This is a genomic window from Microvirgula curvata, assembly GCF_054781615.1.
Genome location: NZ_BAAGUB010000004.1, coordinates 230883 through 255653, shown reverse-complemented (window position 1 = coordinate 255653; position 24771 = coordinate 230883). Strand labels below are relative to the sequence as shown.

Genomic DNA, 24771 nt, shown 5'->3' with positions numbered 1-24771 from the left:
ATGCTGCAAGACAATAACCCGGAAATTGACCTGCAGGTGCTGGAAGCCCGGCTGTCCCGCGATATACAGACACGTCGTCGTGACAGCCTGATGCAGGCCACACCACTGGCGGTGGCGTCCGTCGGAAAACCGTCGCTGCGCCAGCGTCTGCAACGTTATCCACTGCTGGTGCGCATCGTGCGTGCCACACGGCGCACGATGCAGGCCCTGACCCTGCATGGGCTGCCTTTCCGCGAACGCGTGCGAATGTTGCCGCTGGTCGGCCGAGCAGCGCGCTGGACCTTCGTGCTGCTGCAGTTGCCACGCTTCCGCGACATCACACTGGGCAAGCTGCAGGTGCATGACGATCTGTTCCGGCAGCATACTGAAGCCATTCGTTCGTCTCAGGCGCACCTGCAGAGCCTGCAGGACGCGAACAATGACATGTCCGCCGCGCTGCTGAACATGGAGCGGCAGCAGCGGGCCTGGCGTTGCACGCAGGAAAACCGCATTGCATCTCTCCAGCAGCAATTGCGTGAAGCCGAGCAACTGCTGCTGCGCGGGGCCGATGAATGCGCTGCTCCTTTGCCGCGCGACACTGTCGAGACGGCACTGCTTGACAGCTACTATGTGGCTTTCGAGGACGCTTTCCGCGGCAGCCGCGAGGAGATCAAGGCCCGGCAGACCGTGTACCTGCCGGTCTTGCGCGAGCGCGCCGGTGGCCAGGCTGACTGGAGCGTGCTCGACATCGGTTGTGGCCGGGGCGAGTGGCTGGAGCTGCTGACCGAGAACGGCATTGCCTGCCGGGGCATCGATCTCAACCAACGGATGGCCGAGCAATGCCGGCAGCACGGGCTGGACGTCACTCATGGCGATGCGATCTCCTACCTGAACAGCCTGCCTGCCGGCAGCCTGGGCGCGGTGACCGGTTTTCATCTCATTGAACACATCCCGTTTGAGGTGCTGTTGCAGCTGTTCGACGCTGCGCTGCGCGCATTGCGCCCGGACGGACTGGTGATTTTCGAAACGCCAAACCCCGAAAACGTGATTGTGGGTTCTTGCTCGTTCTACAACGACTCGACCCATCTGAACCCCATTCCCCCGCTGGTGCTCGAATTCCTCGCTCAGCATCGCGGCTACGCACGTACCGAGATCCGCCGCCTGCACCCGGTTGATGCCGAATGGCATGTCAAGGACGGCAGCAGTGAGCTGGCCCAGCGTTTCAACCACCTGATGTACGGTCCACAGGACTACGCGCTTATCGCCTGGAAACGACATGCAGATTGACGCCATCCACCAGTTCAGCCACAGCTGTGCACCCGGCGACGGGGTGACCAATGGCTTGTTGTTCACCCGCAAGCTGTTGCGTTCCCTCGGATTCCGGTCGGAAATCTACTGCGTTACCGTCCATGACGCCCTCAAACACGATCTCCGCTCGTTCCGCGACTATCCGGTCGGCGAGGACCGCCAGGCGCTGCTCGTCCATCACAGTCTCGGCCATGACGATGCGGCCTGGATCGAGGCGCGCACTGAGCCGAAAATCCTCGTTTACCATAACATCACCCCGGCGGAATTCTTCCCGGAGGGCAGCTATCTGCACCGCTACTGCACCCTCGGCCGACAGCAGTTGCGCGACTGGGCGCCGCAGTGCATCGGTGCCATCGGGGATTCGGACTTCAATTCCGATGAGCTGCGCGACAGCGGATACGGCAATGCGGTCACCATTCCTATGCTGGTCGATATTGACCGGGTACTGGCGGCACCCTGCGATGTGCGTATCGAAGCCCGGCACGCCGACACATTCAACGTGCTGTTTATCGGACGCATCTGCGAGAACAAGGGCCAGCTCGACCTGCTGGAAGCTTTTGCCGAGCTGCTGCACTTCATTGATCGTCCGGCGCGGCTGATGATCGTTGGTGGCACGACCAGCGAGGACTACCGCGCGCGACTGGATGCACGGATCGCCGAGCTCGGACTCGGCGATTATATCGACATGCCGGGCAAGGTGCCGGCTGACGCCCTGATCGGCTACTACCGTGCCGCCGACGTGTTCGTGTCCATGAGTGAGCACGAAGGCTTCGGCATGCCGCTGATCGAGGCCATGCTGCACGACGTCCCGGTGGTAGCCTACAACAGCAGCAATATCGGCAATACGCTGGGTGAGGGCGGCCTGCTGCTGGACAGCAAGGACCCGCGCCGGATCGGTGCGCTGCTGAACCTGATTTCCAGCCAGCCGGCGCTGCGCCGCCGTATCATCGCCGCGCAGCGGCGCAATCTCGAACGCTTCCGCGCCGACGTCGTCCGCCGGCAACTGGCCGATTACCTTGGCTCGCTGGATATCGGGGTGCCGCTGGCGCCGGTCGACATGCCGCGTAACGACCTGCTGGCCTGGCAGGTCGAAGGCCCGTTCGATAGTGATTACAGCCTGGCCATCGTCAACCGTGAACTCGCGCGCGCACTGCGTGATCTCGGCGAGAACGTTGCATTGTTTTCGACCGAGGGTGGTGGGGATTTTGCGCCGGATGCCGGCTTTCTGGCCGCTCATCCCGACATTGCTGCACTGTCGCAGCTCAGCGCGTCACACCCGCAACTGGATACCGTACTGCGTTTCTGCTACCCGCCGCGTACGAACCGGATGAGGGGGCGGGTCAATGCCTTCCACTGCTATGGGTGGGAAGAAAGCGCGTTTCCGGCCGACCATGCGGCCCGCTTCAACCATGATCTCGACCTGATCACCGTGCTGTCGCGGGAAGTGGAAAAAATTCTGCGCGACAATGGCGTAAGCACGCCGATCGCCGTGGTCGGGGCCGGCGTCGACCATATACTCGCGGCGCCGGTGGCCAGCACTGGCGTGCCGGGACGCGGCTTCCGCTTCCTGCACGTGTCGTCCTGTTTCCCGCGCAAGGGGGTGGATGTGCTGCTGCGCGCATGGGGCAAGGCATTCCGTGCCGGGGACGATGTCAGCCTGATCATCAAGACCTTCCCCAATCCGCACAACACGGTCGCCAGCCAGCTGGAACGTTTGCGGGCAGCCGATCCTGACTACCCGGACGTTGTCCTGATCGAGCGCGATCTGCCGCAGGCCGAGCTGAACGCGCTGTACCGAGGCTGCGACGCCTTTGTCGCGCCGGGACGCGGTGAAGGACTGGGCATGCCGATGGCTGAAGCCATGCTGTTCGATCTGCCGGTCATCACGACCAACTGGGGCGGGCAGACTGACTTTTGCACCGAGGAAACGGCCTGGCTGGTCGATTACCGTTTCGCGCCGGCACAGACGCATCTCGGGCTGTCGAATTCGGTCTGGGCGGAGCCGGACCTTGCGCATCTGACCGCCAGGCTGCGTGAAGTGCACCAGACGAGCCCGGCTGGGCTGACCCGCCGGACGGCGGCCGCCCGCCTGAAAATCGAGCGTGACTATACCTGGCGCGGTGTGGCTGAACGGACCCGCGCAGCAGTGGCCGCACTGGAGGCGCAACCGCTGCTGCGCCCGGAACCGAAAATCGGCTGGGTCAGCACCTGGCACAGCCGCTGCGGTATTGCCATCTATGCCGAACGTCTTGCCTGCCGTATCCCGGCCGACCGGCTGGTCGTGCTTGCCAACCGCGACGCCGAAGTGGAGAGCCCGGACGCGCCAAACGTCCACCGCTGTTGGTCTGCTGCCGACAAGTCCGCCGGGAGCCTGGATGCGCTGTATGACACTATCGTTGCCCAGGGTCTGGGGGCGGTTGTCATCCAGTTCAACTTCTCGTTCTTCGGCCTGCCTGCGCTGGCCAGATTGGTCGAGCGGCTGAAAGCACGCGCGATCGGTGTGCACCTGTTCTTCCACTCGACGGCTGACGTCCATCATGGTGCCGAACTGAAGACCCTGACGGATATTGCTCCCGCGCTGGCCACCGCCGACCGATTGTACGTTCACGGCGTGGATGACCTGAACCGGCTCAAGACCTTCGGTCATGTACGCAATGTCGTTCTGTTCCCGCATGGCGTGGGGGCGGCGCCCGTACCGGCTGTACGCCCGGCCGTGCTGGCCGGCAAGCGCGTGCTGGCCAGTTACGGCTTTCTGTTGCCACACAAGGGCATACAGGCGCTAATTCATGCATTTGCCATGCTTGCCGAGCGCCAGTCCGATCTGTACTTGTTACTGGTTACCGCATGCTACCCGGTCGAGCAGTCGGCGCAGGAAGCACGTGATTGCCAGGCGCTGATCGACCATTACCGGCTGGGGGGGCGAGTGACTTTCCTGACCGATTTTCTGCCCGATACCGAAAGCCTGAGCTGGCTTCAGCATGCCGATTTGCTCGTCTATCCGTATCAGCATACCCAGGAATCGTCGAGTGCCGCCGTGCGCACCGGCCTGTCGGTCGGTGTGCCGGTCGCGGTCACGCCGCTGAGTATTTTCGATGATGTGGGCGAGGCAGTGAACCGTCTGCCGGGCACCGGGCCCGAGCAACTGGCGGCAGGCCTGTCGTTGCTGCTGGAGCGGCTGGCCACACCGGTGGCGCGAACGGCCGAGTGCGAGCGCATTGCACGCTGGTGCGCGGTCCGGCAGTGGCCGCAGTTGTCGACCCGGCTGTGCCGGCTGATCGACGGGCTCGCACCGTCATCGCTAGATGCCCACTAATGATGGGCCTGCCATATTCAATGGCGAATGAATTTTTGTGTTGGCGGGAGTGCTCTCCCTCCCTAATCATGCGTACTTTGATGTGTCGGTAAAACCGATAGTGCCTGCATTTTGAGCCATTGCAGCTCGCCAGAAGCGGGTCGTTTTCCTTGAATGGTGCACGCATCCGGAGTTGGTGTTGCAAAAATGATACAGTTAAAGTGCAGCCGATAAAACGTAAACTTTTGGTCCCGTAAAAAAGTCAATACGAAAATTTGTGACGAATCGGTCGTTTGATGTAAATCAAAAGTCAGTTAATGCAATGAATTTGAAAGAGTTTTTTTTATTCGGAATTGAGGTGATAGATGAATTTTTATTGATGCTGGCTTTGCCGGCAAGAAAGCTGTCATACTCGCCGCAGCAACAACGATGGACAGATTTGTCAGCATGGCAAACCCGTTCGTAGAATTGTCCCCGCAAGTGTCTCTACAACACCGCTTGGTTTCACACCCTTGTCCGGCAGACCTTGTAGAAGGCCTGTCACTGCCGAGCCAGCCACCCGGCGCCGGCCGCCGAGGACGAGAGTGATTGCAACAGGGTGGTCTGCTGCAGGAATCCGGCGGCGACACGATTGCACCGAACTATCTAGATAGGAGCTTCACAATGGCAGCAACTGCTACCCAAATCCATCAACTGTACATTGCTTACTTCGGCCGCGTCGCTGATCCGGCAGGTCTGGCTTACTGGACCCAATCCGGTGCCGACGTTGCTGCGATTGCCAGCGCTTTCGGCGACAGCAAGCAAGCTGAAACCGCCGCCCAGTACGAAATCGTTAAGTACCCGGCCACCATTCAGTATGCTGACAAGCGTGAAGCATTCATCGATGAGGTTTACACCAACCTGTTCGGTCGCGCTGCCGATGCCGACGGCAAGGCCTACTGGAGCAACGAACTGGCTACCGGCAAAGTGTCTGTATCGCAGTTCCTGCTGGCCGTCGTGAATGGCGCCCAGGGCGACGACGCTTCTATCATCGCCAACAAGGTAGCTGTTTCTGCCTCCTTCGCAAGCCAGATGGCCGCTGCCACCGGCGCCCAACTGCCGGCTGCCTCGCTGGCTGATGGTACCCCGGTGTTCGTTAGCACCCTTCATGACGTGCTGAACGGCGTGAACGCGAATGTGGCCAGCGTACAGATTGGTATTGCCAACGCTGCTGGTGTCGTGTCCTCGGCTAGTGGCGAAACTGCAGGTGTGATCAATCTTGACACACTGCTGGCTAGTGGCAGAGTCTATGACGCTGCTGCTATCACCAGCACTAATGGCTCGGCTGGCAACGATGTGTTTGCCTATGCCGGCGCTACGCTGGCCACCGATGCTAAGATCGATGCCGGTGCCGGCACCGATACGCTAAATTTGTCTGCTGCGCTGAACGCCACAACCGGCAAGCAGTTCTACAACTTTGAAGCCGTGAAGCTGAGTGGCGCTGCCGCTACAGCCTTCGATGCCAGCGTGCTGACCAACTCCAAGATCTCTTCGGTGGTGGTTGACAAGGCTGTCACTACGGCTGCCGTCTCGGTCGATAGCGGTACGACTGTCGGCGTAGAGAAGGCTCTCGCTGGTAACCTGGCGCTGACCGTGGGCAACACTAAGACTGACGTGTCGGGTGACAGCGTCGTGGTGCACACCGATGGTACCAACGGTCACACCGTGAGCCTCGTCAATGCCACCGCTGGCCATGACGTTTCCAACTTGCTGCTGAACAATACCGGTGTGGACAGTGCGTTCAGCCTCGGTGCGTTCCAGACCGTGACCCTGACTGGCGATCATGCTGCTAATCTGGGCACGGTGAATGGCGCTACTCAAGTTCTAGCCGCAAGCACCTACACTGGCGATGTGACCGTTACGACGGCTGCTGCGCTGACCTCGTTGAGCACTGGGGCAGGTAATGACGCTGTGGTTGTTGCCGCTTCGCTTAACAACGTGTCGGTCAGCACTGGCGCTGGCAACGACCATGTCACCCTCACCGGTGGTAACAATGTGATCGTTGTTGATGCTGGTGACGGTAACGACTTGATCACGGTGTCGACGTTGGCTGCTAACACTGGCTCGATCAAACTGAGCGGTGGGGCTGGTGCTGATGCGTTCTCCTTTAATGTCGGCTCGACTGGCAGCCACGTGACGATCGCCGACTTTGCTGTTGGTGACTCGCTGATCGTCGCCGATGCTACTGCCGGTATTGCCAAGGCTGCTGCTTTCGCAACGGCTCCGGCTGATTTTGCTGCTGCACTGCTGACGGTTCAAACTGCTGTTAATGCCGCAGGTGCCAACCATGCACAGTGGTTCCAGTTTGGTGGCGATACCTACGTTGTGGGTAGCGGTGCGGTTAATACCGCTGACTCGGCTGGGCTTGCTGATGACTTGGTCATCAAGCTGGCCGGTACGGTTGACCTGACCAACGCCATCCACGCTGCCTAACTGGGCAAGTGGCGAGCTGTCACCTTCTTGTCAGACCGCCGTCGTAACGCTTACGCGTTAATGCAACACCCCCCGGCTTGCCGGGGGGTGTTGCCATTTCGGTCAGCATATCGGCCGTATGAATTCAATAGTGGTAATCCCCCCATTTTTAGCGGTCGCCAGAAGCAGAGGCTGAGCCAGGATTGACCTCCTCCCGAAAAACCGTAGCGGTGAAAAGTAGAGATTTCTGGCAAATTTGAGCCCATCCGGGCAGGAGATTTGTCATGAAAAAATCGAAGTTCACGGAAGAGCAGATTGCCTTCGCGCTGCGCCAGGCGGAGTCGGGCACCACGGTCGCGGGGGTCTGCCGCAAGATGGGCATCTCCGAGGCCACCTTCTACAACTGGAAGAAGAAGTACGGTGGCCTCGGCGTCAGCGAGCTGCGCCGCTTGAAGCAGCTGGAAGAAGAGAACGCCCGACTCAAGCGCATGGTGACCGACCTGAGCCTGGACAAGCAGATGCTGCAGGAAGTCTTCCAGAAAAAGCTGTGAAGCCGGCTCGCAAACGCGAGTTGGCCAACTTCCTGATCGACGCGTACCGCGTCAGCATTCGCCGCGCCACCGCTGTCGTTCAACTGTGGCAAGGCACTTGTTTTTATTGCCCTCACCCTCGTGACGATCGCGCGGAAGGGCAGAGGATCCGCGAGATTGCCGCTACGCGCATTCGCTACGGCGCGCGCCGCATCCATGTCCTGCTGCGGCGTGAGGGCTGGCTGATCAATCACAAGAAGACCTACCGGATCTACTGCGAGGAAGGTCTGAACCTGCGGCGCAAACGCCCCAGACGACGCGTGGCCGCTGCGCATCGCCAGGCGCGCCCGGCCGTCTCCAACGTGAATGCGTGCTGGAGCATGGATTTCGTCGCCGATCAGCTGTTCAACGGCCAACGGCCAAAAGATCCGGGCGTTAACTGTAGTGGATAATTTTAGCCGGGAAAGCCTGGCGGTCACGGTGGATTTCGCCCTGAAAACCGCGGACGTAGTGGCGACGATGCTGCATGTGCAAGCCTTGCGCGGTACGCCACAGCGGATTCAGGTCGACAGCGGCAGTGAATTCATTTTGGTGGCGCTGGATCAATGGGCGTACGAACAAGGCATCACGCTGGGCTTCTCGCGGCCCGGGAAACCAACGGATAATGCCTTCATCGAGTCGTTCAACGGCAGTCTGCGTGATGGGTGCCTGAACGTGCATTGGTTTCTGTCGCTGGCTGATGCGCGTGACAAGATCGAGCGTTGGTTGCAGGATTGCAACGAATTCAGGCCGCACAGTTCACCGGGCGACCGGACTCCCAGCGAGCTCCGGCTAGCCCATCTTGAAGCCGGAAATCTCCAGCTTAGACCGCTCGGTTAGTCGGGAGGAGGTCAGCATACGGATACAAGACCCGGTAGAATCCCGTTTCCCTATCGCCGTTGCCTTTCCGCATGCTGTTTAGTTCGTTCACGTTCATCTTCGGGTTTCTACCGCTAGCCTGGCTGGCCTGGCGCTGGCTGGCTGGACGAAATCTGACATGGGCACTTGGCTGGCTGGTGCTGGCTTCCCTGGTTTTCTACAGCTGGTGGGATCCGCGTTACCTGCCGCTACTGCTGGGCTCGGTGGCCATCAATTTCCTGCTCGGGGGCCGGATTCTGTCCGTGCGGCGCATGGGGCGGGATGCCGCAGCTGCACACTGGATGGCGGTCGGGATCACCTTCAATTTGCTTGCGCTCGGCTATTTCAAATATGCGCACTTCCTGAGCATTACACTATCCGATGTAACCGGGCAAAACTGGACGCTGCCCGCCCACGTGTTGCCGCTGGCAATTTCTTTCGTCACCTTTCAGAAGATCGCCTATCTCGTCGATTGCAGGCGCGGACTCGTCCATCAGCACCGGCTGCGCGATTACCTGTTTTTTGTGACCTTTTTCCCTCAGTTGATCGCGGGACCTATCGTTCATCATCAGCCGTTGATCACTCAGCTATCACCGGGCAATCCGCTGTTGCATGATCATCGGATCTGGCAATCGGGGCTGGGCCTGTTTGCCATCGGCCTGTTCAAAAAGGTCGTGCTGGCTGACAGCCTTGGCCACTATGCCGGCCCGGTCTTTGCCGCAGCGGCAGCGGGTCCCGTGTCCGGGGAGGCCGCATGGAGCGGGATGCTTGCCTACACACTGCAACTGTATTTCGATTTTTCCGGCTACTCCGACATGGCCATCGGGTTGGGGCTGCTGTTCGGCTTTCGTCTGCCGCTCAATTTTCAGTCGCCGTATCTCGCAGACTCAATTATTGAATTCTGGCGTAGATGGCATATGACGTTGTCAGCCTTTCTTCGTGATTACGTGTATATCCCGCTGGGCGGCGGAAGGGCAGGGTCTGCAAGGCGCTATCGCAATTTGTTGTTGACCATGCTGCTCGGCGGAGTCTGGCACGGAGCTGGCTGGACCTTTGTGCTGTGGGGGGTGATGCATGGCGTGCTGCTGTTGCTCAACCATGCATGGCGCGCAGTGAGCGTCCACCTGCCGCGTCCTGCCTCTCCCAGGGGGGGCACGGCAGCCCGGATGCTGGGGGTCGGCATGACATTCTTGCTGGTGGCGCTGGCCTGGGTGTTGTTCCGGGCGCCGGATCTGGCGACCGCATGGCATTTATACCTGTCCCTGCTGCAAACCTGGCTTCCCGTTTTCCCTGAGGGTGATGTGGTTGAGGCCATGCTCGCGTTGTCGCCTTCCGCTGTCTGGCTGTGGCTGCTGGCCGGGCTGCTCGTTGTCTGGGGGCTGCCGAATGCTGCCCGCTTCATGCGCTACGACCCCGTACCGAATGCGTCTGTAACGCACATGCCGGGCCTGGCGGTGGGGCTTGTCTGCGGTGTGTTGCTGTGGTGTGCGCTGAAATGGCTGCTGACGGCGCCAACGGGCGATTTCCTGTATTTCAATTTCTGACGGGCGGAGAAAAAGTGCGCTTCTGGGCCGGATTGGCGATGGCGATGGCAGGGCTTTCGCTTGGGTGGTATGTGCTGTTTGCCGGTCAACTGGGCCGGCAGACACCGTCATCCCGCTGGGTGGCCGAGGTGCGGGCGATCAAGCTGGCCCGTGCCGAGTCACTAGCTGGTCAACGCAAACTGGTGCTGGTATCGGGCTCGAATGCGCTGTTCGGGCTGGATTCGGGCCGGCTCGAGCGTGCCTGGGGGCTGCCTGTCGTCAATGGTGCGGTTAATGCCGGCCTGCTGTTGCCTTACGTGCTTGAGTCATCCAAGGCACTGATCGGCCCCGGGGATGTGGTGTTGATGCCTCTGGAGTATCCGATGTTTGGCAATGCGGAAGCGTTGAACAGTATCGTTATCGATTATGTGCTGGCTCGTGATCCCGCTTACTGGTCGGGACTGCCGTGGCGGGAGCGCCTGCGCTTTCTGGCTGACGTGGAGCCGCTGCGCCTCTGGAAGGGCTGGCGCAATCCGCCCGACCGTTCTGTCGGGCAAGGAGTGTATGGCGGCCACCATGTAGACGTGCGCGGTGATCAGACTCATTCAGCGGCGGCCGACCGGACGGATCAGGAGCGGGCAGAACTGGCTGCCACGCGTCCATGGCGATACGGGCGTGACAACCCGCCTGACCCCACGGCCTGGCGCCGCCTGGTGGCTTATCGGAACTGGCTGCAGCAGCGGGGCGCCTGCCTGATCCTGTTGCCGCCGACATTGCTGTTCGATGTTTCCTACCGGACCGATCCTGTCGAGCACCGGTTCTACGCATCTCTGCCGGTGCAGGCGAGGGCGCAGGGTCTGGTTTACGTCGGCAATCCGTATGACTTCATGTACCCACGCGACTGGTATTTCAATACGGATTACCACCTGACAGCGGAAGGGCGGGCCCGTCATACCGGGCGCGTCATTTCGCTGCTGGGGCCGGACCTGGGCCGCTGGTGCGGTTGGCAGGGGACCACTGCACGGCCTTGAGGCGGAGTGCTGTCCTAACAATTGACGTCGGTATTTTTCTGTCTCAATTAATATTCATTAGTTGGATATAATTTGCAGCGTCTTGGGGGTGTCCATATCGCCCTGCCGCGGCAGGCAGGCAGGGCTGCGGTGCGCCGCGTAATGGGTGGCCCCGCAATCTCCTGGAGAAGTGTGTTGTGACCGATATACCCCAGCTTTCCCCCAGCTCTCCGCTCAACATGATCTGCCTGGTGCGGTCGCGTTATGCTGATGGTTCGACCTACTTCGGCACGGGGGTATTCGTCGGTCCCAATGATGTGCTGACCGCATCGCACATGGTGTACGCGCCCGAACTCGGCGCTGCTGTCGAGGTGACGGCTTATGCCGGATATGGCTACTCCGATGAAGGCACGCCGTACAAGGTCAGTAACTTCAACTATTACCGGGTCGGAGAGGGCGACGGCATGATCGCTTACTCCGATGTGCACAGCGATGTGGCCTTGCTGACGACTTCCGGCAAGACCGGATCGTGGTTCGGCATGTCCAATCAGTACGACAGCTACAGCTCCGCGTTGTCGGTGAAACAGTCCGGTTACGACAGCGTACTGGCCAGCATGTACTGGGACCACTATGTCCAGGGGTTGAGTTCCGGCTGGGTGACCAGGCTGTCCGACAGCGTGTGGGATACCAGCCTGCTGAGCATCCATTCCGGCGACAGTGGCTCGCCGGTCTGGATCGACTCTGCCAGTGGTCCCCTGGTGATCGGTGTGGTGTCGACGCAGGACTGGGCTGCCGCGCTGGATACTGCCATGCTCAACACGCTGCGGGGCTGGATTGCAGCCAATGACACGGGGGGCGCCTCGGGAAGCTATGCCGGCACAGCGGCAGCGGACTTCATTTTCGAAGCTGCGCTGCCCGTCGTGACGAGCTCCGGGGAGAAGCCCGGCTGGCTGTATTGCGCAGTGGATGGCGGTGGCGGCATCGATTCCCTGATAGCCGACGGCGCCAGTAATGGTTACTCCCTGTCCCGTGTGGCACCAGATGGCGCGACCTTGTACAACAACGGAGAGCAGATATTTTATTCGCTGGCGTCGGTGGAGCGGGTCAGCTTTACAGATTCACGTGCCTTGGCGCTGGACGATACGGCAACGGATCTGTTTCGGCTGTATCAGGCTGCATTTGATCGTGGACCGGACGAAGCCGGGGTGGGCTACTGGTTGCAGCAGCGGGACCATGGCCTGAGTGCCGGTGATGTGGCGAACAGCTTCGTGGCAAGTGGTGAGTTCCAGACCATGTACGGGGCAGCGGCTGATAATGCCACATTCCTGAACCTGGTTTATGCGCATGTTCTGGGCCGTGCACCGGACCAGGCGGGTATGGACTGGTGGATTAACGAGATGAGCAGTCATCCACTGACGCAGCCACAGGTCTTGCTGAGTTTTGCCGATAGCGCGGAGAATATTTCCCTGACCGCCTCGCAGACTGCAGGCGGGGTCTGGTATGTGCCGTTTTCTGCCTGATTGCTGACGCGCGCGAAAAGCTGCCAATCTCTTCCCCTCGTGAATGCCCCCCCGGATGCCACCCGGCATCGGGGGGGCTTTGTCTGTGCCGGTCCGGCTGTTGCCGCAATGTGCATATGCGTGTGGTGACAAAAGCATAATCAGGAATATGGGATTCCCGAACAACGCATAATTTAAGTGTGCAGGGGGGGGCAATCTCCGATAAAATGTGACGAATATCACATTTTCAGATTTGATGATCATCGAGAAAGGGTCGAAAACCCATGCTGTCAGCGGAGTGCACATGCCGGGAGGCGTGAGCAAGTGCGGAGATTTGCGCGCCGGCCCGTCCATGCTGCAACAGGTGCCGCTGTTTGCCGTGCTGTCGGACGTTGAGCTGGAGCGCCTGCTGAAGTGGGTGGCGATACGTGCCTTCTCCAAAGGCGAGGTCATTGTTGGCCAGGCCCCAGTCCGTGACGAGTTGTACTTTTTGCTGCACGGGCAGTTGCAGGTGCTTGGCCGGCTTGAGGACGGACGCGATTTCAGCCTCGGCACCGTGGTGCCCGGAGGCTTTTTTGGCGAGCTTGGCGTGATTGATGCACTGCCGCCATCCGTGGCGGTGGTGGCGCTGAAGCCATCGCGAGTTGGCGTGTTGCCGGGCGAGCAGGCGCGCGAGTTGTTCTGCCAGGTGCCGGCGGTGGCCGAGCTGATGCTCCGGCACCTGACCCGGATGCTGCGGCAGTCGAATGCGTTCCGCGTTTTGCTTGGCATGCCCAATGCCCCGCAGCGGGTTTACGGTTTTCTGTGCATGCTGCGCCAGCCACAGGCTGGCGGCGTTCAGGTTATCGAGACCATGCCGAGTCAGCAGGATGTCGCCAACATGATCAATACCAGCCGGGAATCGGTGTCGCGGACGCTCAGTGACCTGCTCCGGCGCGGCGTGCTGGAGAAGGGGGGCGGCAAGTACATTGTGCGTCAGCCTGATGTGCTTGAGGCACTGGCTCATGGCATGCCGGTGCGAGCGCTTCGGGTGGAAATGGCAGCATGACCTGACCGCTCTCCGGACACCTTCATACCTTTCGTGCTTTTCCTTTTCGGCATGTGTTCCTGTCATGCAGTCCGGCTCCGGCCTGTTGTCGGGTGACCGGATTTTCTGTCTAACCGAGTTCCAAACATGATGAAATCGTTGTTGTCAAAGCGCACTGAACTGGGTGCGGTGCTTTACGACTTTCGCCGGACTTTCTATGCGCTGGGCGCGTTCAGCTTCGTCATCAACCTGCTGATGCTGATGCCGTCGATCTACATGCTGCAGGTGTACGACCGGGTGCTGGCCAGCCAGAACGAAACCACGCTGCTGATGCTGACACTGATGACGCTGGGGTTGTTCGCGCTGATGGAGGCACTTGAATACACACGTTCAGCGGTGCTGATCCGCGTTGGCAATCAGTTGGATATGCGGCTCAATAACCGGGTATTCACTGCTGCATTCGAGAAGAACCTGCGCCGCGCCGGCGGCAACCCTGGGCAGACTATCCATGACCTGACCAGCGTGCGCCAGTTCCTGACCGGCAATGGCCTGTTCGCCTTCTTCGATGCGCCGTGGACACCGATTTATCTGGCTGTGTGCTTCATGTTCCACCCGATGCTAGGCCTGATCGTGCTGTTTGGCGCCGTGGTGCTGTTTTGCCTCGCCTGGGTGACCGAGGTCGCCACGCGCAAGCCGCTGGCCGAGGCCAATCAGGCATCGATTGCCTCTGGTGCTTTCGCCAACAACAATCTGCGCAATGCCGAGGTGATCGAAGCGATGGGCATGCTGCCTGCAATCCGAGGCAAATGGTTCGTTCATCACAGCCGCATCCTCGCGATGCAGACGCTGGCTTCGGACCGGGCGGCCAAGATCAACACCATCACCAAATTCATCCGTATTTCGCTGCAATCACTGATCCTGGGCGCCGGTGCACTGCTGGTGATCGAAGGCAAGCTGACCCCGGGGATGATGATTGCCTGCTCGATCCTGATGGGGCGCGCGCTGCAGCCGGTCGAACTGGCCATTGGTACCTGGAAGCAACTGATCGGTGCCCGTGCCGCCTATGCGCGGCTGGACGAGCTGTTGACCGAGCACCCGCCACGCGGCAGCTCGATGAGCCTGCCGGTGCCGCAAGGGCAGGTGGTGGTGGAAAATGTGATTGCCGCGCCTCCGGGCGCTCAGGCACCGGTTCTGCGCGGGTTGGGTTTTGCGATGAATCCGGGAGACGTGGTCGGTATTGTCGGCCCGTCGGCTTCCGGCAAGTCGACGCTGGCCCGTCTGCTGGTGGGCGTCTGGCCGGCCCAGTCAGGCAAGGTCCGGCTCGACGGCGCCGACATTTTTCTGTGGAACAAGGACGAACTGGGGCCTCACATCGGCTACCTGCCGCAGGATATCGAACTGTTCGAGGGCACGATTGCCGAGAATATCGCGCGTTTTGGCGAAATCGACAGCGGTATGGTCATTGCTGCGGCACAACTGGCCGGTGTGCACGACATGATCCTGCGTTTTCCGCAGGGTTACGATACCCGGCTCGGTGCTGACGGCAGCCTGCTGTCAGGCGGGCAGAAGCAGCGTATCGGTCTGGCCCGCGCCCTGTATGGCGAGCCGGCCCTGATCGTGCTCGACGAACCGAACTCCAATCTTGACGACATGGGCGAGGCCGCGCTTGTTCGGGCCGTTCTAGGCATGAAGCAGCGCGGCAAGACCGTGGTGCTGATTACTCACCGCACCAGCATCATCAACGCTGTCGACAAGCTGATGGTACTGCGCGACGGCACGATGCAGATGTACGGGCCACGCGACCAGGTGCTGCAGGCTCTGATGCAGGCCCAGCAGCCGGCCGTGCCTGCTCCGCAGCAGGCCCCCGTTTCCACTGATGTCGCTTGAACGAAACGACCATGAAAAGTCTGAAGAAAAAATTTGAAATCATGGATGCCGAGGCGACCCGCCCGGCATCCGAGGGTGAAGCGTCGCCCGTGGATATCAACTCTCATCGTGCAGTGCGTTGGGGGCTGGGTGTGCTGATCCTGGGCTTTGGAGGCTTTATGTTATGGGCCATGCTGGCACCGCTCGATGCCGGGGTGACCTCACCGGGGTCGGTCAAGGTCGCCAGTAACCGCAAGACCATCCAGCATCTGACCGGTGGCACGGTGGATGCGATTCTGGTGCGCGAAGGCCAGGCGGTGAAAAAAAACCAGGTATTGGTCAAGCTGAACCCGACCCAGTCTGGCTCACAGCTGGGTATGGCCGAGGCGCAGTTCATTTCAGCCAAGGCGGTGGAAAGTCGTCTGGTGGCCGAGCGTGATGGCAAGACCAATCTGGAACCGATACCGGAGCTGAAAAGTTTTGGGGACGACCTGCGGGTGAAGGAAGCGATCGCGCTGCAGACCCGCCTGTTCACGACTCGACGTTCGTCGCTGGACAGCGAAATCCGCATTCTGGAAGAAAACCTGGCTGCTGCGCTTGAGCAACTGCATGGGCAGGAACAGGTCCGGAAGTCCCGCCAGCAGCAACTGGGTTTTCTGAACGAGGAACTGAAGGGCGTGCGCGAGATGGCCCGGGAAGGCTATGTGCCGCGCAACCGCATGCTGGGCCTGGAGCGCGATGCGCTGCAGATCAACGGCTCGCTGGCGGAGGATCTGGCCAATATCGGTCGCACCCATAACCAGATTGCTGAGCTCAAGCTCCGCATTCTCCAGCGCCGGCAGGAGTATCAAAAAGAAGTTCAGTCGTTGCTGACTGACGTGCAGAAGGATGCCAATGCCCAGGCTGATCGCCTGAGTGCACTGCGCTACGAATTCGAAAATACGCAGATCAAGTCGCCTATTGACGGCATCGTGGTCGGGCTGAATGTGCATACCGTTGGCGGGGTTATCCAGCCGGGCTTCCACATCATGGATGTGGTGCCGCGCAATGAGCCGATGGTGGTCGAGGCACAGGTGGCGCCGCAACTGATCGACAAGGTGCATCCGGGGCTGCCGGTCGAACTGTCGTTCCCGGCCTTCAGCCATGCCAAGACACCGAATGTTCCGGGTGTGGTCGACACGGTGTCCGCTGACCGCCTGGTCGATGAACGTACCAATATGCCGTATTACCTGGTGCAGGTAAAAGTGACCGACAAGGGACTGGTCATGCTTGGCCAGAACCAGATCCGTCCGGGGATGCCGGCGTCGGTGGTAGTCAAAACGGGCGAACGCACAATGCTCAACTACCTGATCAAACCTTTGCTGGATCGCGTCGATGGCGCGTTCAAGGAGCAATGACGGTGAAACGGACTTTCATTGCCACCTTTGTGGCGCTAGCCTGCGCCGCACCGGCCGTCCAGGCGATCGGCCTGTTTGACGCCTACCACGCTGCGCGCGAGAGCGATCCGACCTGGCGTGCTGCGTTGAAGGAAAACGAGGCTGGACAGGAAAACCGCAACCTCGGGCGCGCCGGCCTGCTGCCGCAGATCAGCGCCAGCGGCTACAAGTACAAGGTGACCGGGGATCGCAAGCAGCCCTACCTGGGCCGGACGTTCACCGAGGACCTTGACTATACGAGCAAGAGCGCCAGCGTGCAGCTTAGCCAGCCACTATTCAATATGCAGCGCCTGGCCGAGTACCGGCAGGGTAATGCGCGCGCTGAATACAGCGATGCGGTGCTGGACCAGAAACTGCAGGATCTGGCTGTGCGCCTGTCAGGCGCTTACATGGACGTCTTGCTGGCGCGCGACTCGATCGACCTGGCCGAGGCCAAGCTCAAGGCCATCAGCGAACAGCTGGCGGCGGCCAAGCGCATGTACGAACTCGGAGACGGAACGGTAACGGACGTGGACGAAGCGACTGCGCGGCGCGATATCGCCGACGCCCAGCGCATTGAGGCCGAGGACCGGCTGCAGGTCTCGCTGAAGACGCTGCAGGAACTGATTGGCGAAACGCCGCGCTCGCTGGCAGTACTCAGCGGCGATGCATTCGTGCTGCCGACGATGCAGGATTCGGCTGCCATGTGGACCGAACGCGCACTGGCCAACAACCCGGAAATCCGTGCCCAGCGCAAGGCGGTCGAAATATCTGACCGTGAAATTGATCGCAGCAAGGCCGGGCACTATCCGACTGTGGATCTGGTTGGTTCGTTCTCCAAGGCCGACAGTGATTCGGTGACGACGGTCAACCAGCGGACGACCAGCAGAAGCATCGGTGTGCAGGTCAATATTCCACTGTTCTCTGGTGGCTATACATCGGCACTGACCCGCCAGGCGGCCGCCAATCGGGACAAGGCGAAAGAGGATCTGGAGGCGGCGATCAGCAAGATCCGCACCGAGGTGGTTCGCCAGTATACGGGCACTACCACTGGCGCCAGCAAGGTGCGGGCGCTGGATCTGGCGGTCAAGTCCAGTGAGCGCTCGCTGAAATCCACGCTGATGGGATTCAAGGCCGGTTTGCGCACCAATGCCGACATCCTCAATGCGCAGGAGCAACTTTATCAGTCGCGCCGCGACCTGGCCGAGGCCAAGTACATCTACCTGATCAGCCGCGTGCGTCTGAAAGCGGCAGCTGGCGAGCTCAGCGAGGCGGATATCATCGAGGTTGACCGCTATTTCAGTGCGGAAGCAGCGTTCTGAGGCAAGAGAAGGCATGCCCGCCATGGCGCGATCACGTGTTGTGGCGGGAGGCTGTGGTAATTGAGCGATTCACGCTCATGCGAATGGCGTGAGCTTGATGCTGTTCATGGTCTCCTTGCCTTTCGTGACAGTATTGCCCTTGAAGGTGACCGCAGCTATGCGGCTGATCGTGCAGTGGGATGCAGGCATGGCTGGCTGTAGCGATGCCGTTGTCGCCGTTCACTGTCCCGTGGCCTGCGCTGCCATGCAGGACATCGATCGATATGTGCGTATTAAATATTGGCCGCGTGACAATTCATGCCATTAGGGTTTTCATGTGTGTGGCTGCTTGCTGAAGAGCGTGTTCTTCATGTCGGCATCGGGTGTGCACGTGGTGGATAGTTGCAACACGATGGTGAGGCCGGCGTATGATAGCCTGTTACGCTGCTCCGACCTTTCAGAGACTCGCCCATGCCTTCGATTTCCACTGATGATGCCAGGGAGCTGACTGGGGCCTTCGACGCCCTGCCGGTATCGGCGCTGCCGTTGAGCCCCGCCCCCGAGCCGCTGGAACTGCTGTTCGGCGCGCCGGAGCCCACCACGCAGGCCGTTTCCGCTCCGCTGCCCACCTACAACAGCCTCGATGCCTCCGAAGCAGTAGTCCAGTTGATTGGCGGCGGAGATTTCTCCGACGTGCTCTGGCGCTGCCTGCTGTAACGGCTATACCAGAATCAGCGGCAGGGCGGCCATTATGCCGATGGCGTTGGCTGCCATGTCGTACCAGCAAAATCCGCTGCCATAACGCTCGTCCCAGATTTCCTTGACCAGACCAAGCAGGAACGTCGCCGGCAGGCCAATGGCCGGCGTGGCTACTGACGACAGCACCAATGCCAGTCCCATGCTACAGAAAAAGTGCTGCTGCTTGTCGGTTTCGCGGATGCGCGCACGCAGCTGCGCGCGCGGCAGAGCCCGCCACGCGGCCAGCGCTGGTTCGGGCAGGTGGTGCGCCAACCACTGGCGACATTGGGCGGTACTGCGGTTCATCGGTTTCCAGCATAGGGCCGGTTCCCCGGCGTAAGGCAAGTATATGGGGGCGTCCTCGTCATTTGCCAGCGCCGGTACTGGCGGTGGTGGATGGTATCGTGATGGCCGGTCCCGATCTTTCTGGCGGGGGCGATGTGCTTTTCCACCATTGCGAGACGCCATTTGAGAATTCTTCACTTCTTCAAAACCTATTACCCCGACAGTTTTGGCGGGGTCGAACAGGTCATCTATCAGCTTGCCGAAGGAGGGCGCGAATTCGGCCTTGACGCCGAGGTGCTGTCCCTGAGTCCGCGCGGCGCGGCGCGCGACGAGCGTGTGGCTGGGCATGTTGTGCATCGCGCGAGGCTCGATTGCTATGTTGCCTCGACCGGCTTCTCCGCCGCGGTGTTCGGCCGGTTTGCCGAACTCGCACGTCAGGCCGATGTCGTTCACTACCATTTCCCGTGGCCGTTCATGGACGTCGTTCACTTCGCCACGCGGATGAAGAAACCGAGCGTCGTCACCTACCACTCGGACATCGTCAAGCAGAAGACCTTGCTGCACCTGTATCGACCGTTGATGAACCGCTTCCTGTCCAGTGTGGACCGGATCGTTGCCACCTCGCCGAATTACCTGGTCACCAGCCCGGTGCTCCAGCGCTTTGCCGACCGGGTGGCAGTGATTCCTCTCGGGGTCGACGAGGGTAGTCAGCCGGTGCCAGATCCGGCCCGGCTGGCCGGATGGCGACAACGGCTGGGCGAAAAGTTCTTCCTGTTCGTTGGTGCCATCCGTTACTACAAGGGTCTGCACATCCTGCTTGACGCGCTGGCAGGCTGCGATTATCCGGTTGCGATTGTCGGGGGCGGACCAATGGAGACCGAACTCCGCGCGCAGGCGCAGCGCCTGGGGCTGCACAACGTGCATTTCCTCGGACCGCTGCCGGATGAAGACAAGGCCGCGTTGCTGGTGCTCTGCCTCGGTGTGGTGTTCCCGTCACACCTGCGTTCCGAGGCGTTCGGCGTGACGCTGATCGAAGGCGCCATGCACGGCAAGCCTCTTGTGTCCTGTGAGATCGGTACCGGCACCAGCTATATCAATCTGGATGGGGAGACTGGCCTGGTAGTTCCACCAGGCAATGTACAAGCCCTGCGCCAGGCGCTGGACCGCCTGTGGCATGAACCGGCGCTGGCGGCCGCGATGGGCGCGCGCGCACGGCAACGCTATCTCGGGCATTTCACTGCGCGGCATATGGTCGAGCGGTACGCTGCGCTGTATCGCGATGTCTCAGGCAAATAATCCGCCTCAGCATTGTCTCTATTTGCGACTGTTTCTCATTCATTGAAATGCGGGTACAATCCTTTATCCGCGCATTTCGTTAACTTCCCGTTAATGATCCGCCCATTTCACCCCTCTGAGGAACACGTCACATGAAAGTGAAAGCGCTGCTGGGGCTCAGCCTCGTTGCCCTCGCACTGCAAGCCAGTGCTGCGGAATACCCGATCGGCAAGCCGACCATCAAGGGCGGCATGGAGATCGCCGCCGTTTACCTGCAACCGGTGAAGATGGACCCGGACGGCATGATGCTGGACGCCGCCAAGAGCGACATCCACCTCGAAGCTGACATCCACGCCGCCAAGGCCAATCCGACCGGTTTCGGCGAAGGCGAATGGATGCCGTACCTGGTGGTCAAGTACGAACTGCAGAAGGTCGGCAGCACCAAGGTGCAAAAGGGCGACCTGATGCCGATGGTTGCGTCGGACGGCCCGCACTACGGCGACAACATCAAGCTCGAAGGCGCTGGCAAGTACAAGCTCAAGTACACCATCCTGCCGCCGAGCGCGAACCAGCATGCTCACTTCGGTCGTCACGTCGACAAGGAAACCGGCGTGGGCCCGTGGTTCAAGCCGATCGAACTCAATTATGAATTCGCCTACGCCGGTACCGGCAAGAAGGGCGGCTACTAAGACGCGCGCGGCGGCCATTGGCCGTCGCTTGTCGCAGAAAAACGGCCTGGCGGCTTCGCCGGGCCGCAAGTGCTTGAGGATGGATCATGCGTTTACCTGCAGCCCTGTGCCTGCTCATGTTCGGCGGTCTGGCCTTCGCCGACGACATGCCGACTTTTCGCGTCGAGCTGAAGGACGGCACGCTGACGCCGACACGCATCGTCGCGCCGGCCAAGACCAAGTTCCGCATCGAAGTCATCAATACCGGCAAGACCCCGGCCGAATTCGAGAGCCTGCCGCTGCGCAAGGAAAAGGTGCTGGCACCCGGCGTCAAGTCGTCGGTGGTGGTGATGGGCGCCTCGCCGGGCGAATACCCGTTTTTTGACGATTTCCACCCGCAGGCGCGTGGCGTCATCGTGGTGAAGTGAGAGCAGGATGGAACAGGTCGCATTTATCGTCTGGCGTGAAAGCGTCGAAGCGCTGCTGGTGGTCGGCATTCTCTATGCATGGCTGAAGGCAAACTCGCATCTGGGGCGCGGCGGCATGCCGTTCCTGTGGGGCGGCGTGGCCGCCGGCCTGGCGCTGTCCGGCGCGCTGGCGCTGATGCTGCTCGGCGTGGCCGACTGGCTGGGCGACGAAGGGCAGGAATACTTCCAGGCCGGCATGGCGCTGGTCGCCGCGGCGCTGGTGGTGCAGATGGTGGTGTGGATGAAGCGCCACGGCCGCACGCTGAAGCGGGAACTGGAGCAGGGGCTGTCCGCCCAGGCGGCGCAGCGCAACTACTGGGGCATGCTGGTGCTGGTGATGATCGCCGTCGCGCGCGAAGGCAGCGAGACGGTGGTGTTCCTGTACGGCACCGTGGCCGGCAGCGACAACCATGCCAGCCTGCTGCTGGCCGGCATTGGTGGCTTTGTCGCCGCGCTGGCCACTTTCTACGTACTGCAGCTTGGCGGTCGCTGGCTGTCGTGGCGGGTGTTCTTCCGCGTTACCGAAATCCTGTTGCTGCTGCTGGCGGGCGCACTGCTGAATGCCGGTATCGATCGTCTGATCGGCATGGGCACCCTGCCGGCCGGCATCGACCAGCTGTGGGACAGCTCCGGCCTGCTTGACGAAAGCTATGGCCTCGGCAAGATCCTGGCCGACTTCGCCGGCTATCGTTCACATCCGGCGCTGACGCTGCTGCTGGTCTGGCTCGGCTACTGGGTCGTGACCACGCTGCTGCTGAAGCGGGCGGGAAAGTCCGGGGTCGTGGCAAAAGCATGACTGTTGCTACCTACGCCGCGCAGGCAGGAGACTGGCTGCGCGGCCACGCACACTGGCTGCGGCGCCTGCAGTGGGGGATCGTGCTGGTGTACGCGACCCTGCTGGTCGTGCCGCCGTTCCTGCCGCTGCCGACCGAGACCGACCATGCGCTCAACAACCTGACGGTGTTGGCGCAATTTGCGTTCTGGGGCGTGTGGTGGCCATTCGTGCTGGTGTCCATGCCGCTGTTCGGGCGCGCCTGGTGCGGCTGGCTGTGCCCCGAAGGCATGCTGTCGGAGTGGGCCAGTGAACGCGGCCTGCGCCGGCCGATTCCGCGCTGGATGCGCTGGGGCGGCTGGCCGTTCGTGGCGTTTGCGCTGACCACCATCTATGGGCAACTGGTCAGCGTATACCAGTATCCGCTGGCGGTGCTGCTGGTGCTGGGCGGGTCGACGGTGGCCGCCGTTGCCGTTGGCCTGCTGTATGGCAGCAGCAAGCGGGTCTGGTGTCGCTATCTGTGCCCGGTCAACGGCGTGTTCAACCTGCTGGCGCGGCTGGCGCCGTGGCATTTCAAGGTCGATCACGAGAAATTCCGCGAACCCGGACGCAAGGTCATTCCGATCAACTGTGCGCCACTGGTCGCCATCGGCCATATGCAGGGCGCCGGCGACTGTCACATGTGCGGGCGCTGCAGCGGGTATCGCGATGCGGTGACCCTGGCACCGCGCAGTCCGGAAGCGGAAATCGTCGAGGTAGCCGATTCCGGCCGCTGGCCGACGCTGCTGATCGTCTACGGCATGATGGGCATTGCGCTCGGCGCGTTTGCCTGGTCGTCCAGCCCGTGGCTGGTCGCGCTGAAGCAGGATATTGCTACCTGGCTGATCAACCGCGATATCTACTGGCCGCTGGATGACGGTGCGCCGTGGTGGTTGCTGACGCACTACCCGGAAGTCAACGACAGCTTCAGCTGGCTGGATGGTTCGCTGGTGCTGGGCTTTATCCTCGGTACGGCGGCGGTGGTCGGCAGCATGCTGCTGGCCGGCTTGTGGGCGGCCGATCGCGGGTTGCCGGGACGCGGCCGACGCACGCTGGACCAGCTGGCCCAGGGGCTGATTCCGCTGGCCGGGGTCGGCGTGTTCCTCGGCCTGTCGATGACCACCGTGACCTTGCTGAAACACGAGGGACTGAATATCCCGAACCTGCCGTGGTGGCGGGCGGCGTTGCTGTCGGCCGCCGCGCTGTGGAGCCTGCGCCTGCTGTGGCGTCTGGCACGCCGGCGTGGTGCGGGCAGGGGACGCAGCCTGCTGGCACTGTCCTGTATCCTGCCCGGTCTCGGGCTGTTTCTCGGGATGTGGGTCTTGTTGTTCTACATCTGGTAGCCCAGGATGATGAATGACATGGGCCGGCCCTTATCCCATATGGATGGGTCGGCAACCCCATAATTTCCTTTTGTTTTAATGGGCACGCCTGATATTGCTTATCGGTATTTTGTGTAGGCGGCGCTTTACGCTGCCAGTACAATGCGTGCATTCTCAGACACTCACCGTATCCAGTTGCCATGTCGAACATGACCGCCGAACGTGTCCTCTCAGTCCATCACTGGAACGACACCCTGTTCAGTTTCACCTGCACCCGTGACGAGGGACTGCGTTTCATCAACGGCCAGTTCGTGATGATCGGTCTCGAAGTCAACGGCAAGCCGCTGATGCGTGCCTACAGCATCGCCAGCTCGAATTATGACGAGCACCTCGAGTTCTACAGCATCAAGGTACAGGATGGCCCGCTGACGTCGAAGCTGCAGCATCTGCAGGTCGGCGACACCGTGCTGGTCAGCAAGAAACCGACCGGCACCCTGGTGCAGGACAACCTGCTGCCGGGCAAGAACCTCTATCTGCTGTCGACCGGGACCGGGCTCGCCCCGTTCATGTCCATCATCAAGGACCCGGAAGTCTACGAGCGTTACGAAAAAGTCATCCTGACCCACGGCGTGCGCTGGGTCAGCGAGCTCGGCTATCACGACTACATCACCAGAGAACTGCCGGAAAACGAGTACTTTGGCGATATCGTCCGCGAAAAGCTGATCTACTACCCGACCGTGACCCGCGAACCGTACCGCAATCAGGGCCGCCTGACCGACCTGCTGGCGTCCGGCAAGCTGTGCGCCGACATCGGCCTGCCGCAACTTGATCCGGCCAATGACCGGGCGCTGATCTGCGGGAGCCCGGCCATGCTGCACGACCTGACGGTGATGCTGACCGGCATGGGCTTCAAGGAATCGCCGCGCATGGGTGATCCGGCCGACTTCGCCATCGAGCGCGCCTTCGTCGAGAAGTGATGCCCGGCGGTTGACGCCAGTCAGTCCGAAGCCGGCGCAAGCCGGCTTTGTCGTGCCCGGGAGAGCGCTGCGCTAGAATGCGGTTTTTGCGATTTTCATGGCCGGGCGGGTCAAGTTGTCGGCCCGGGCT

The 24771-nt window shown here is 61.1% G+C and carries 19 protein-coding genes and 1 pseudogene; 19 read left to right on the top strand and 1 reads right to left on the bottom strand.

Annotated elements, in window-relative coordinates; all coding sequences use genetic code 11:
- The 13 genes and pseudogenes from ACYVG8_RS03315 (at position 1) to ACYVG8_RS03255 (ending at position 18815) form a co-directional block, all read left to right on the top strand.
- Entirely contained in the window at positions 1-1266 is a 1266-nt protein-coding gene (locus ACYVG8_RS03315) for a class I SAM-dependent methyltransferase (RefSeq protein WP_112692768.1), read from the top strand.
- Positions 1256-4600, top strand: coding sequence for a glycosyltransferase family 4 protein (locus tag ACYVG8_RS03310; RefSeq protein WP_460745018.1), 3345 nt, complete (start codon positions 1256-1258; stop codon positions 4598-4600). The genes ACYVG8_RS03315 and ACYVG8_RS03310 overlap by 11 nt, the downstream gene beginning before the upstream one ends.
- A gap of 642 nt (positions 4601-5242) precedes the next feature.
- Positions 5243-7051 (top strand): DUF4214 domain-containing protein, encoded by a 1809-nt coding sequence (locus ACYVG8_RS03305; protein ID WP_460745017.1) that lies wholly within the window; start codon positions 5243-5245, stop codon positions 7049-7051.
- A 263-nt stretch (positions 7052-7314) separates the two neighbouring features.
- Positions 7315-8439: pseudogene (locus ACYVG8_RS03300) on the top strand (IS3 family transposase).
- A 71-nt stretch (positions 8440-8510) separates the two neighbouring features.
- Positions 8511-10001 carry an MBOAT family O-acyltransferase gene (locus tag ACYVG8_RS03295; RefSeq protein WP_460745016.1) on the top strand — a complete coding sequence of 497 codons (1491 nt, stop codon included), beginning with the start codon at positions 8511-8513 and terminating at the stop codon, positions 9999-10001.
- The gene (locus ACYVG8_RS03290; protein WP_146745108.1) at positions 9953-11011 is read left to right on the top strand and encodes a hypothetical protein; all 1059 of its coding nucleotides are present in this window, start codon (positions 9953-9955) and stop codon (positions 11009-11011) included. Before ACYVG8_RS03295 ends, ACYVG8_RS03290 begins: the two co-directional genes overlap by 49 nt.
- 176 nt (positions 11012-11187) lie before the next feature.
- Positions 11188-12510, top strand: a complete 1323-nt coding sequence (locus ACYVG8_RS03285; RefSeq protein ID WP_146745107.1) for a DUF4214 domain-containing protein — start codon at positions 11188-11190, stop codon at positions 12508-12510.
- 208 nt (positions 12511-12718) lie between these two features.
- Complete coding sequence (locus ACYVG8_RS03280; protein WP_146745106.1) at positions 12719-13537, top strand: Crp/Fnr family transcriptional regulator; 819 nt, start codon at positions 12719-12721, stop codon at positions 13535-13537.
- 141 nt (positions 13538-13678) lie between these two features.
- Positions 13679-15403 carry a type I secretion system permease/ATPase gene (locus ACYVG8_RS03275; protein WP_276324990.1) on the top strand — a complete coding sequence of 575 codons (1725 nt, stop codon included), beginning with the start codon at positions 13679-13681 and terminating at the stop codon, positions 15401-15403.
- A gap of 11 nt (positions 15404-15414) precedes the next feature.
- Positions 15415-16779: an HlyD family type I secretion periplasmic adaptor subunit gene (locus ACYVG8_RS03270; protein WP_211249617.1), complete on the top strand. Its 1365-nt coding sequence runs from the start codon at positions 15415-15417 to the stop codon at positions 16777-16779.
- Positions 16780-16781: 2 nt separating this feature from the next.
- Positions 16782-18119 (top strand): TolC family outer membrane protein, encoded by a 1338-nt coding sequence (locus tag ACYVG8_RS03265; protein WP_036385996.1) that lies wholly within the window; start codon positions 16782-16784, stop codon positions 18117-18119.
- Positions 18120-18207: 88 nt separating this feature from the next.
- Positions 18208-18426, top strand: a complete 219-nt coding sequence (locus tag ACYVG8_RS03260) for a hypothetical protein (RefSeq protein WP_460745015.1) — start codon at positions 18208-18210, stop codon at positions 18424-18426.
- Between the two features lie 143 nt (positions 18427-18569).
- A complete protein-coding gene (locus ACYVG8_RS03255) occupies positions 18570-18815 on the top strand; it encodes a hypothetical protein (protein ID WP_028499277.1) in 246 nt (81 codons plus the stop codon).
- Positions 18816-18818: 3 nt separating this feature from the next.
- On the opposite strand, the gene ACYVG8_RS03250 is transcribed toward ACYVG8_RS03255, so the two are convergent.
- Positions 18819-19142: a hypothetical protein gene (locus tag ACYVG8_RS03250; RefSeq protein ID WP_028499278.1), complete on the bottom strand. Its 324-nt coding sequence runs from the start codon at positions 19140-19142 to the stop codon at positions 18819-18821.
- Positions 19143-19304: 162 nt separating this feature from the next.
- On the opposite strand from ACYVG8_RS03250, the gene ACYVG8_RS03245 reads away from it, so the two are divergent.
- The 6 genes from ACYVG8_RS03245 (at position 19305) to ACYVG8_RS03220 (ending at position 24641) form a co-directional block, all read left to right on the top strand.
- Positions 19305-20417 (top strand): glycosyltransferase family 4 protein, encoded by a 1113-nt coding sequence (locus tag ACYVG8_RS03245; RefSeq protein ID WP_460745014.1) that lies wholly within the window; start codon positions 19305-19307, stop codon positions 20415-20417.
- A 131-nt stretch (positions 20418-20548) separates the two neighbouring features.
- On the top strand, positions 20549-21085 hold the full coding sequence (locus ACYVG8_RS03240) for an iron transporter (RefSeq protein ID WP_028499280.1): 537 nt from the start codon (positions 20549-20551) through the stop codon (positions 21083-21085).
- A gap of 86 nt (positions 21086-21171) precedes the next feature.
- Positions 21172-21492 carry a cupredoxin domain-containing protein gene (locus tag ACYVG8_RS03235; RefSeq protein ID WP_028499281.1) on the top strand — a complete coding sequence of 107 codons (321 nt, stop codon included), beginning with the start codon at positions 21172-21174 and terminating at the stop codon, positions 21490-21492.
- A 7-nt stretch (positions 21493-21499) separates the two neighbouring features.
- Positions 21500-22327, top strand: a complete 828-nt coding sequence (locus tag ACYVG8_RS03230) for an FTR1 family iron permease (protein WP_460745013.1) — start codon at positions 21500-21502, stop codon at positions 22325-22327.
- On the top strand, positions 22324-23685 hold the full coding sequence (locus ACYVG8_RS03225; RefSeq protein WP_460745012.1) for a 4Fe-4S binding protein: 1362 nt from the start codon (positions 22324-22326) through the stop codon (positions 23683-23685). The genes ACYVG8_RS03230 and ACYVG8_RS03225 overlap by 4 nt, the downstream gene beginning before the upstream one ends.
- Positions 23686-23864: 179 nt before the next feature.
- Complete coding sequence (locus tag ACYVG8_RS03220; protein ID WP_028499284.1) at positions 23865-24641, top strand: ferredoxin--NADP reductase; 777 nt, start codon at positions 23865-23867, stop codon at positions 24639-24641.
- Positions 24642-24771 lie beyond the last annotated feature (130 nt).

Bases quoted from the DNA above. Each gene is read 5' to 3' on its own strand.
- ACYVG8_RS03240 (WP_028499280.1), top strand. From the start codon at position 20,549: ATGAAAGTGAAAGCGCTGCTGGGGCTCAGCCTCGTTGCCCTCGCACTG.
- ACYVG8_RS03225 (WP_460745012.1), top strand. From the start codon at position 22,324: ATGACTGTTGCTACCTACGCCGCGCAGGCAGGAGACTGGCTGCGCGGC.
- ACYVG8_RS03315 (WP_112692768.1), top strand. From the start codon at position 1: ATGCTGCAAGACAATAACCCGGAAATTGACCTGCAGGTGCTGGAAGCC.
- ACYVG8_RS03220 (WP_028499284.1), top strand. From the start codon at position 23,865: ATGTCGAACATGACCGCCGAACGTGTCCTCTCAGTCCATCACTGGAAC.
- ACYVG8_RS03235 (WP_028499281.1), top strand. From the start codon at position 21,172: ATGCGTTTACCTGCAGCCCTGTGCCTGCTCATGTTCGGCGGTCTGGCC.
- ACYVG8_RS03250 (WP_028499278.1), bottom strand. From the start codon at position 19,142: ATGAACCGCAGTACCGCCCAATGTCGCCAGTGGTTGGCGCACCACCTG.
- ACYVG8_RS03255 (WP_028499277.1), top strand. From the start codon at position 18,570: ATGCCTTCGATTTCCACTGATGATGCCAGGGAGCTGACTGGGGCCTTC.
- ACYVG8_RS03295 (WP_460745016.1), top strand. From the start codon at position 8,511: ATGCTGTTTAGTTCGTTCACGTTCATCTTCGGGTTTCTACCGCTAGCC.
- ACYVG8_RS03310 (WP_460745018.1), top strand. From the start codon at position 1,256: ATGCAGATTGACGCCATCCACCAGTTCAGCCACAGCTGTGCACCCGGC.
- ACYVG8_RS03230 (WP_460745013.1), top strand. From the start codon at position 21,500: ATGGAACAGGTCGCATTTATCGTCTGGCGTGAAAGCGTCGAAGCGCTG.
- ACYVG8_RS03290 (WP_146745108.1), top strand. From the start codon at position 9,953: ATGGCTGCTGACGGCGCCAACGGGCGATTTCCTGTATTTCAATTTCTG.
- ACYVG8_RS03270 (WP_211249617.1), top strand. From the start codon at position 15,415: ATGAAAAGTCTGAAGAAAAAATTTGAAATCATGGATGCCGAGGCGACC.
- ACYVG8_RS03305 (WP_460745017.1), top strand. From the start codon at position 5,243: ATGGCAGCAACTGCTACCCAAATCCATCAACTGTACATTGCTTACTTC.